Raw genomic sequence first — 8,829 nt, forward strand, 5'->3', positions numbered from 1 at the left:
GGCGGCCGCCTCGTCGGCAAAGTCATGAAATTCGCCCTCAAAGGCACCATCAAAGACGGCATCAAAACCGGCACCAAACAACTCACCAACATCAAACCCCCACCCACCACCGGCACCAAAAGCCTCGACGCAGACGGGGCGGCGGGCGGCGGTTTCCACGCACTGGGCCCGGGCAAGGTCATCAAGGGCAAGCTCGACGCGACCGGCGAGAAGTTCAAGGCCCTGCGCAACAACGCCGCCATCAAGTACGCGAAGGTCCGGGGGAAATTCGACAAGAACACGATCGTGGGCTGGGACGACAAGAACAATCTCGTCGTCTCCAGCACCAAGAACGTGAAGTCGGAGGAGATGTTCGACAGTCGCGGCAACCAGGTCGGCGTGCTCTTCCGGACCAGGGACACCGACTTCAACTTCCACAAGTTCGCCGCGGCGGACGTCAACATGGCCGTTCCCAACGGCAAGACCTTCCCCCAGTCCGCGATGTTCCGGAGCGTGCCGGACGGGCGCGACATGAAGTTCCAGTTCGACGCGACGAAGGAGCGGCTCGAATCGGCGCCGTGGAACGGATCCAAGGGTGGCCCGAGCTTCGTCGTCGCGCACGGAACCCCGCAGGGCGCGTTCGTATCGCTGAAGAACGGCAAGGTGATCCAGCTGCCCGGTGGTCAGTTCGCCAAGGTCCTGAACGCCAACCAGGACTTCAGGAGTCTGACGCAGGCGAATCCGCAGGGGCCTATCACGCTGCTCTCCTGCAACTTCGGTAAGACGTCGGGCACCGGCGGGCGGGCGTTCGCCGACGCCATGAAGGACTTCGGCGACAACCGGCAGATCTTCGCGGCGACCGATTCGGTGTTCGTCGGCGCCCACCCCCATCCCACGGCGCCCGGCCACACCGTCGGTCAGATCGGGGTCGAGAACATGGGCAAGTTCGTCGAATTGAAGAGCAGTAAGGGAGCAGGCAAGTGAGCGAGCAGGACGACACCGGTTACGACCGCAACTGGATGCTGCTGCTGGACAGCGACTGGTCGCCGCCACCGGAGGCCGACAGGGCGGTGCCGCCGGTGGAGACGATCGTCGGTGGCTGGCTCGTCGAGGACGACGGAACGGTAGGCCCGTTCGAGCCCAACCCGCTCTACCTCCCCAGCGGCGAGGACGCGCCGACCGGCCCGGTCGACGCGGCGGCGAAGCTGGTCGTGGCGGGGCGGGCCGAGCCGAGCCTGGTGCTGCTCGCGATGCGGGACAGCCTGATCGAGGTCGCGATCGACGACGACGATCGGGTCATCGTGGCGCCCGCCCCCGACGGGGCGCCGTGCGTGCTGATCGCCACCGGTGCGGCGGACCAGGTGCGGGTACGCGCACCGGGCTGGCGGCAGGTCAGCAGCACCGAGCTGGTGGAGCTGCTGCCCGAGGGCGTCGACGTGCTGCTCAACCCGGGCGGCGCCGCCTCGATGCGACTCTTCGCCGGCGCGCTGCGCGAGGCCGTCACCGGTACCGAATGACCCGCTGATCCGGCGATGAACACCGAGGTCCGGCGGCTCGCCGCCGGACCTCCTCGTACCGCCCCGCTCGGCGTCGCCGGTGGCACGGCCGCCGTCGGCGGGCCCGGTGCCGCAACCGGGCGAGGCCGTGCTGAACCCGTTCGGCCCCGAGTACGTGTTCGGATCGGCCGACGTCCGCGCGTCCGGCTCACCCGTACGAGTCACGACATCCGCTGTGAGTGAGGTATTCATGCGCAGGCTGCTCCGTTCCACCCCGTCCCGTCCGCCGCGGGCGATGGGGGGCCGGTTGCTCGCCGTCGCCGCCGCGCTGGTGCTCGTGCTGCTCCCGCTGACCGCGGGCACGGCGAGCGCCGTGGAGCCCTCGGTGCCGTACTGGGTGGTGCCGGGGCAACCCGGCACGGAGAGCGACCTGACCCTGCCCGGGGTCGCCGACCGTGTGCTCGGGGACAGCCGGCGCTGGCCGGAGATCTTCGAGCTCAACCAGGGGCGCACGCAGCCGGACGGTCTCGTGCTGACCGAACCGACGCAGTCGATCCGTGCCGGCTGGGTCTTCGTCCTTCCCGAGGGAGCGGCCTCCGGCGAGATCCGGATCGGCGCCCCACCGACGGCTGCGCCGAGCACCGGCGAGCAGGGCGCGGGCCAGCAGCCACCCGCCGACCGGCCCCAGCCGACCGGACCGGTGGCGCTACCGCCGGCCGCCCCGGTGGACGGTGGCGAGACGTTGATCCTCGGCCTCCGTCCGATCACCGCGGCGCTGCTCGGCGTGGGAACGCTGCTGGTGCTGGCTGTCGTCGTACTGGTGCCGATGCTCGTGGGACGGCGTCGCCGCACCGCCGAGTCCACGCGCCCGGCGGCGGCGGGCTCCCGGGCGATGCTAGACCGCGCGTTGTGGCAGCTCACCACGCAGGCCGGCCAGGCCCAGGTGTACGCGGCGCTGGTCGGCCCGGACCGGGTCTCGCTGCGACTGGCACCGGCGCTGCCGGACGCCCCGCCGCCATGGCAGGCGCGGCAGCAGGGTGCGATCTGGGAGGCGCCGAGCTGGCAGCTCGACCAGAGCCCTGACGACAGCGCGGGGCTGCCGCTGCTCGCCACCGTCGGCACGGTCGGGGGCGAGCTGGCCGTGGTCAATCTGGGGCGCGCACCCGGCATCGTCGCGCTCACCGGGGATCCCGCGGCCGCGCTGCGCGTGGCGGGCGCCTTCCTCGACGAGATCGGCCGGCATCCCACGGCGGCCTCCGTGGCGATCAGCGTGGTCGGCCCGCTGCCCTCCCCGGGGCCGGCTCCGGAGCGGGTCCGGGTCGTCGCCGACGCCGGGCAGCTCCTGATGCGAACCGGCGACGGCAGCGAGACGTTGCGCGACCACCTGGTGGTGGTGACCGCCCCGATCCCGCCGACCGAGCTGGAGCGCCTCGGCGCGCTGGCCGCGACCTCGGAGGGCACTGCCGCGGTACTGGTCGTCGGTGACGCGCCGAACGCCGCCTGGCGGTTCGCGGCCGACGCCGACGGGTCTCTGGACGTCGGCGTGCTCGGGCTCCACCTGGACCGCCCCACGCCCCGCGGTCGGCTCGTTCCCGGTCTCCGCGGTTGACCGGCCCGCTCCTGTCCGAACCTGTCGATCGATTGGTGTGGCGATGAAGGCTCTCATTCCCCGTACGCTGCTCGGCTCCGTGACGCTGGCCGTGGCGCTGTTCGCGACCGGGTGCACCAGCACGGTGACCGACCCGGTCGCCCTGCCCCAGCCGGACTCCGGCAACACGCGGCCGGACACCGGTGCCGCGCAGCAACCGACCGGCGGCACCCCGCAGAACGACCTGGGGCAGCGCAGCCGCGACGGCGGTTACTGGCCGGCGTCGGTCCAGCTCGGCGAGAACCCGGAACTCGGTCCCGTGGTGCTCGACGGGCAGGGCTTCACCCTCTACCGGTTCGACGAGGACGAGTCCTCGCCGTCCCGCTCGAACTGCACCGGCGGCTGTCTCCAGCAGTGGCTGCCGGTACTGGCCAACGAGAAAATCAAGTTCGAGAACCTCGATCCGGCCGTGCTCGGCGTGACGGCCCGGTCGGACGGCACGCAGCAGGTGACGGTGGGCGGCTGGCCGGTCTACCGCTACGCGGAGGACAGGGTGCCCGGACGGATCTCCGGGCAGGGTGCCGACGGCCGCTGGTTCGTGGTGGGCCCGGACGGCGACAAGGCCGCCGCACCGGCCGGGCAATAGTTGACGGCGCAACAACGTGAGCAGAAATACACAATCGCCCGCGATCTCCGGTAAACGGGAACGCAGCAGGCATCCTGGTGGCCTGTGGGCACCGGTGGGGACCGGCGTCGTGAGGCCAATAAAGGGTGGTACGTATGGCGGGGTTAAGGCCCGTTCGTCAGCAGGCGGTAGCAGACGAGGCCTTGGTCCGATCCCTCTACGAGGAGCACGGCCGCGCGATGCTCGCTTATGCGACGCAACTGACCCGCGACCGCGCAGCCGCGGAGGATGTCGTCCAGGAAGCCCTCGTACGGGCCTGGCGTCACCCGGACAGTCTGGTCAACGGCAAGGGCTCGGTACGGGGGTGGCTGCTTACCGTGGTACGCAACATCGTCACTGACACGGTGCGCGCCCGGAAGGCGCGACCGGCCGAGGTTCCGGAGAGCCCGACGGACGTCGCGATCGAGCGCGACCACGCCGATCACGTGGTCAATTCGATGGTCGTGACGGACGCCCTCAGCCAGCTCTCTCGCGAGCACCGTGAGGTGCTTGAACAGGTTTACCTACTCGGGAGTACAGTCGCGGAAGCCGCGAAGGCGCTGGGTATCCCGCCGGGCACGGTCAAGTCACGCTCCTACTACGCACTCCGGGCGCTGCGCGACATCGCGGGACGCCCAGTCGGGGTGGAACGGTCTGCCTCATGAAATCCGACAGCTCGATGCCGGCCAGTGACCACGTGGACATCGGCGGCTATCTGATGGGCGCGCTCGACGAGGAGCAGGTCCGGCAGGTAGAGGAACACCTGGCGGGCTGCGCGGAGTGCCGGACAGAGGTGGAGTCGCTCCAGGAATGGACGATGGCGCTCCAGGCGGTGCCGGACGCGATGCTGCTCGACGGCCCGCCGGAGGGCGGGGACCTGCTGTTGCAGCGCACCCTGCGGCAGGTCCGGAGCGAGTCGTCCGGCCGGAGTCGGCGCCGGGGCGTGATGCTGAGCGCCGCCGCGGCCGTGGTGGTCGCCGCCGCCGTCTCGGGCGGCGTCGCCCTCGGCCGCACGACCGCGGACGCCCCGAACATCGAGGCCCAGCCCGGACCGTCCGCGTCGGTGACCGCCCCCGGCCCGGGGGTCCGGAACGGCAGCGCGTCCGATCCGCAGACCGGCGCCCGGCTGACCGTGGCCATGACCGAGGCACCGGGTTGGGTGCGGATCAACGCCGCGATCACCGGGATTCCCCAGGGGGAGCGCTGCCGGCTCCTGGTGGTCGGCAAGGACGGCAGCACCGTGCTGGCCGGCAGCTGGCTGGTCTCCGAGAAGGGCCAGGCCGACGGCACCACACTCGACGGCAGCGCCCTGATCGACCCGGAACAGGTCGACAGCATCCGGGTGGAGACGACCGACGGCAAGCAGTACGCCAGCGTGAAGCTCTGACCCGACGGGCCCGCCCCGGCCGACGGTTCGGCCGGGGCGGGCCCGTTCGGTTCTCGTGACGGCCCCGGAGGCCGTCCTACCGGTACTTCTCCAGGCACGGCGCGATCGCCCCCGCGGCGAAACCGTCGCGGAACGCCTCGACCCGGGCGAACCCGGAGGGGATGCCGGCGCCGTTGGCGTCCGCGGCGATCAGGCTCCGGGGAGCGAGCATCTCGGCCACCGCCTCGTCCAGGTCGCCCGGGGAGAGTTGCAGGACCGCGCCCCGCCCCACCACGATCGTCGCCGCCCAGACGCCGGTCAGGCAGGCCGTACGTTGCGCCGTGGCCAGCCCGGTGAGCGGATAGCCCTCCGCCTGCTGCCTCGCCAGCGCGTACCGGGAGGCGACCTCGGCGAAGGCGGCGAAGTCGCCCAGGCCACCCTGCCCCTGATCCGGCGCGGTACCGAGGCGCCCCAGCTCGGCCAGGTCCAGCCCGACAGTGTTGGTCGCCGGGCAGTACGAGGCGGGCGTGGTCACGGTCGCCCCGGGGCACGGCGCCCCGGACGGGCTGATCGCCGGCCACCCGGCCCCCGGACGGTCGAAGGCGTCCCGCAGCGTCTCCTGGAGGGCGAGCAGCGAGTCCCGGTCGTCGACCCGCAGGTTCCCGGCCGTCTCGTCGGTCGGCGACGCCTGGCCGCTGGCCGGCTGGGTGATCCGCCTCCGCACCTCGGCCTCGTCGATGCGGGCGCACCGCTCGGGTCCGTCACCGAAACCGAACTGGAACGCCGAGACCCGGTCGAAAGCGTTGCCGTGCGCCCCCTCGGCGTCGAAGCCCGTGCCGGCGCCGTCGCGGATGAAGAAGAGCGTGGCGAGGATCTGGTTGAGGCCGGGCCCGGTGGAGAGCCGGAAGTGCGGGGCCTCACCCTCGGCCACCCACCGGAAGAAGTTCCCCGCGTAGCAGTCGGCCTGCTGCTCCTTGACGATGGAGCTGGTCCGCCCGCCGGCCGAGCCGAGCCGGAACTGCACGGCGTGCCCCAGCTCGTGGGCGAGCACGGCCACCACCGCCATCGGCCCGAACGAGTCGTCGAGGGTGGGGAGCAGTTGCCCGCGGTCCCAGGCGACCGAGTCGTCGAGCGGACAGTAGAAGGCGTTCACCGCGCCGGCCGTGCTGCTGTTGCAGACCGTGACGTCCGGGCCCGTGGAGTCGTACGAGATGAGCCGGCTCACGGGTTCGAAGCTGCGGTCGAAGGCGGCGGGCAGCTCCTCCGACCAGTACTTCTGCAGGTCGTCGACGGCGTTGCGGGCGAGCCGGTCCAGTTCGCCGCCGTCGCCACCCTCCGCGGCCAGGCGACTGTCGGGCACCCCGGGCCGGGGGCCGCTCTCACCTGTGGTGATCTCCAGACCGGCGACCTTGGTGGCGCTCCACCGCTCGGCGCCGCCGGTACCGTCCACGGCCCGGGTGCAGCCGGCGAGCAGGGCCGCCATCCCGAGGGCCACCCCGCCGAGCGCGAACGCCCGCCCTCTGCTCACCGCCCGTACGTTGCGAAACGTCATCTTCCAGCACCTTCTTGACGTCGCGGCACCGTGGTGGCGCCGCTGTGGGGGAGGCCGGCCGGGAGCCCGTCGGGAGGCCGCCGGCGCGGCGCGGGTACGAAAACGGGTGTGCCGGTCCGGCGAAGAGCCGGACCGGCACACCCGCTGTGTGGGTCGGACGATCAGCTGAAGCGGACCGAGGCGACGGCGTCGTCGAAACCGATGGTGGCCAGGTCGCTGACGTCGCCGTTGATGACCTGCGACTTGCCGGTGCAGTTCGGGCCCGTCCAGATCTTCAACGAGCCGGGGGCCGCGACGGAGGAGGCGACGCCGGGACGCGCCAGGTTCTGGCACTCGTTCTGGCCGGCGACCCCCTGCGAGGCGCCGTTGTCGCTGAAGTTGGCGTCGTCGAAGAAGACCGCGCTGGTGGCGGGCGGAGCGGCCGCGCCGCCGTTGTCCGGAGTGGCCTGACCACCGTTGTCGACACCGGCCTTGCCGCCGGTCGGGGTCACGCCGAACCAGGTGCCGCCGACGCCCTGACCGAGGGTGTCACCGCGCTTGGCGTCCTTGGCGAACCGGTACACCGGCCAGCCGTTGATGGTGACCTGCCGGCTGCCGTCGGCGCGCCGGATCGTACCGATGGCCGACTTCTTGATCCCGGCGATGAAGATCTTGCCGCCCGGCGAGACCGTCACCGGCGGCCAGGTCTGCGCGCACTCGCCCTCGCAGTTCGAGGCCGGCGGGTTGTTGCTGTCCTTGTCGAAGCGGTAGAGGGTCAGCCCCGAACCGTTGACCACGACCGGGTCGAGGTCGCCCGCCTTGCTCGCGGTGAGCTGGACCCACTTCTGCGCGTTCCGCAGGGTCTCTCCGGTCGCGACGCCGCCGTTCGGCACGGCCCAGTCGCCCATGCCCGGCGCGGAGTTGTTGGACTTCGCGGTGCCCGGAAGCAGCGAGAGGTCACCGGCGCTCGCGCCGTCCGCGGGCGGGGCGGCCTGGCCGCTGGCCGGCGCGGAGGCCTGCGCCGGTGCCGGCGCCTCGGGGGTCGAGCTGCACGCGGTCAGCGCCGCCAGGCCGGCCGCCAGCACGGCGACGAGGGGCACAAGGTGCTTGCGCATCATGTGGAATCTCCAGGTTCTAGCCGGCTCCAGTACGTTCCGGAGGCCGTTCGGCATCCACACGGAGCCCACCCGGAAACGGTTCAGCCCACTTCCTTCCGATCACCCGCGTCTCTCCACATGACAAGATCGGCCATGCCCGTGACCAACCCCTGGCTGGCCGGACCGGCGCCCGCGCGACGGCTCGACCGGCAACGCCTCGAGGAGCGGATCCTCAGCCTGTTCTCGACGCAGAACATGTGCGTCATCGCCACGACGGGCCCGGACGGCCCGCTGGCGACTCCCGTGCGCTACTTCCACCTCGACTTCGCGCTGATGTTCACCGCCGCCGCCGCGTCCCCCAAGATGCGGAATCTCGCCGCGGACCCGCGGATCTCGATCGGCGTCTTCGCGCCACTGGTCGGCCAGGCCAGCAGCCGGGGAGCACAGGTCTTCGGCCATGCCCGGGTGCTCAGGGTCGAGGACCCCGAGCGGGCGCACTACTGGCCGGCCGTGCGCTGGCAGTCCGATCACGTCGAGCGTTCCCGGCCCCTCGACGAACCGCCGGCCGACCCGCTCGTGGTGGTCGAGGCGGAGCGGATCGTCTACACCGAACACTGGCTGCGCCGGGACGGGTACGCCCCACGCCAGTTCTGGCGGCGCAAGCCGCGCTGACGGCCGACTGGGTGCCGGCGGCGCGGGTTGGCCGGCGACCGGTCGGGTACCACGTCGGCATGACGGATCGACCTCGGCTGGTCCTGACCACCACGGTGCTGGACTCGCCCGATGCCCGAAGCCTCGCCGCGTTCTACGAGCGCCTGCTCGGCTGGTCGCGGGACGAGGACGAGCCGGAGTGGGTGACGCTGCGAGCGCCCGAGGGCGGGGCCGGGCTGGCCTTCCAGAGTGAGCCGGCGTACGTCCGGCCGGTCTGGCCGGCCGGTCCCGGCCAGCCGCAGATGATGGCGCACCTCGACATCAGGGTCGATGACCTCGAAGCGGCCTCGGCCCACGCGGTCGCCGCGGGCGCCACCGTGGCGGAGTTCCAACCGCAGGCCCGCGTACGGGTCCACCTCGACCCCGCCGGTCACCCCTTCTGCCTGTTCCTCTGACC

Annotated in this window: 10 protein-coding genes; 8 read left to right on the plus strand and 2 right to left on the minus strand. The window is 71.9% G+C overall.

Annotation, left to right across the window (positions count from 1 at the left end):
* From E1211_RS32765 to E1211_RS27745, 6 genes are all read left to right on the plus strand, one after another.
* Positions 1-963, plus strand: a 963-nt coding sequence (locus E1211_RS32765) for a hypothetical protein (RefSeq protein WP_165947358.1), incomplete at its 5' end; no start/stop codon positions are given.
* Positions 960-1,496: a type VII secretion system-associated protein gene (locus E1211_RS27725; RefSeq protein ID WP_132352451.1), complete on the plus strand. Its 537-nt coding sequence runs from the start codon at positions 960-962 to the stop codon at positions 1,494-1,496. The genes E1211_RS32765 and E1211_RS27725, both read left to right, overlap by 4 nt.
* Positions 1,497-1,725: 229 nt before the next feature.
* Positions 1,726-3,084, plus strand: coding sequence for a hypothetical protein (locus E1211_RS27730; RefSeq protein WP_132352453.1), 1,359 nt, complete (start codon positions 1,726-1,728; stop codon positions 3,082-3,084).
* 43 nt (positions 3,085-3,127) lie between these two features.
* Positions 3,128-3,709, plus strand: a complete 582-nt coding sequence (locus E1211_RS27735; protein ID WP_132352455.1) for a hypothetical protein — start codon at positions 3,128-3,130, stop codon at positions 3,707-3,709.
* Between the two features lie 134 nt (positions 3,710-3,843).
* Entirely contained in the window at positions 3,844-4,392 is a 549-nt protein-coding gene (locus tag E1211_RS27740) for a sigma-70 family RNA polymerase sigma factor (protein WP_132352457.1), read from the plus strand.
* A complete protein-coding gene (locus E1211_RS27745; RefSeq protein ID WP_132352459.1) occupies positions 4,389-5,114 on the plus strand; it encodes an anti-sigma factor in 726 nt (241 codons plus the stop codon). Before E1211_RS27740 ends, E1211_RS27745 begins: the two co-directional genes overlap by 4 nt.
* A 76-nt stretch (positions 5,115-5,190) precedes the next feature.
* Here the strand turns inward: E1211_RS27745 and E1211_RS27750 are convergent, their stop codons facing one another.
* Both E1211_RS27750 and E1211_RS27755 read right to left on the minus strand, forming a co-directional pair.
* Positions 5,191-6,645 (minus strand): neutral zinc metallopeptidase, encoded by a 1,455-nt coding sequence (locus E1211_RS27750; protein ID WP_165947359.1) that lies wholly within the window; start codon positions 6,643-6,645, stop codon positions 5,191-5,193.
* A 161-nt stretch (positions 6,646-6,806) separates the two neighbouring features.
* The gene (locus E1211_RS27755) at positions 6,807-7,739 is read right to left on the minus strand and encodes a hypothetical protein (RefSeq protein WP_243709724.1); all 933 of its coding nucleotides are present in this window, start codon (positions 7,737-7,739) and stop codon (positions 6,807-6,809) included.
* 135 nt (positions 7,740-7,874) lie between these two features.
* Between E1211_RS27755 and E1211_RS27760 the strand changes: the two genes are divergently transcribed.
* Together E1211_RS27760 and E1211_RS27765 are read left to right on the plus strand one after the other, a co-directional pair.
* On the plus strand, positions 7,875-8,393 hold the full coding sequence (locus E1211_RS27760) for a pyridoxamine 5'-phosphate oxidase family protein (protein ID WP_132352463.1): 519 nt from the start codon (positions 7,875-7,877) through the stop codon (positions 8,391-8,393).
* A gap of 59 nt (positions 8,394-8,452) precedes the next feature.
* Positions 8,453-8,827 carry a VOC family protein gene (locus tag E1211_RS27765; RefSeq protein ID WP_132352465.1) on the plus strand — a complete coding sequence of 125 codons (375 nt, stop codon included), beginning with the start codon at positions 8,453-8,455 and terminating at the stop codon, positions 8,825-8,827.
* Positions 8,828-8,829 lie beyond the last annotated feature (2 nt).

Origin of the sequence: Micromonospora sp. 15K316, assembly GCF_004348525.1 — a bacterium.
GTDB lineage: Bacteria > Actinomycetota > Actinomycetes > Mycobacteriales > Micromonosporaceae > Micromonospora.

What these genes read in the sequence shown, in the direction of transcription:
- E1211_RS27730 (WP_132352453.1), top strand. Translation starts at nt 1,726, where the DNA reads ATGCGCAGGCTGCTCCGTTCCACCCCGTCCCGTCCGCCGCGGGCGATG.
- E1211_RS27735 (WP_132352455.1), top strand. Translation starts at nt 3,128, where the DNA reads ATGAAGGCTCTCATTCCCCGTACGCTGCTCGGCTCCGTGACGCTGGCC.
- E1211_RS27740 (WP_132352457.1), top strand. Translation starts at nt 3,844, where the DNA reads ATGGCGGGGTTAAGGCCCGTTCGTCAGCAGGCGGTAGCAGACGAGGCC.
- E1211_RS27745 (WP_132352459.1), top strand. Translation starts at nt 4,389, where the DNA reads ATGAAATCCGACAGCTCGATGCCGGCCAGTGACCACGTGGACATCGGC.
- E1211_RS27750 (WP_165947359.1), bottom strand. Translation starts at nt 6,645, where the DNA reads ATGACGTTTCGCAACGTACGGGCGGTGAGCAGAGGGCGGGCGTTCGCG.
- E1211_RS27755 (WP_243709724.1), bottom strand. Translation starts at nt 7,739, where the DNA reads ATGCGCAAGCACCTTGTGCCCCTCGTCGCCGTGCTGGCGGCCGGCCTG.
- E1211_RS27760 (WP_132352463.1), top strand. Translation starts at nt 7,875, where the DNA reads ATGCCCGTGACCAACCCCTGGCTGGCCGGACCGGCGCCCGCGCGACGG.
- E1211_RS27765 (WP_132352465.1), top strand. Translation starts at nt 8,453, where the DNA reads ATGACGGATCGACCTCGGCTGGTCCTGACCACCACGGTGCTGGACTCG.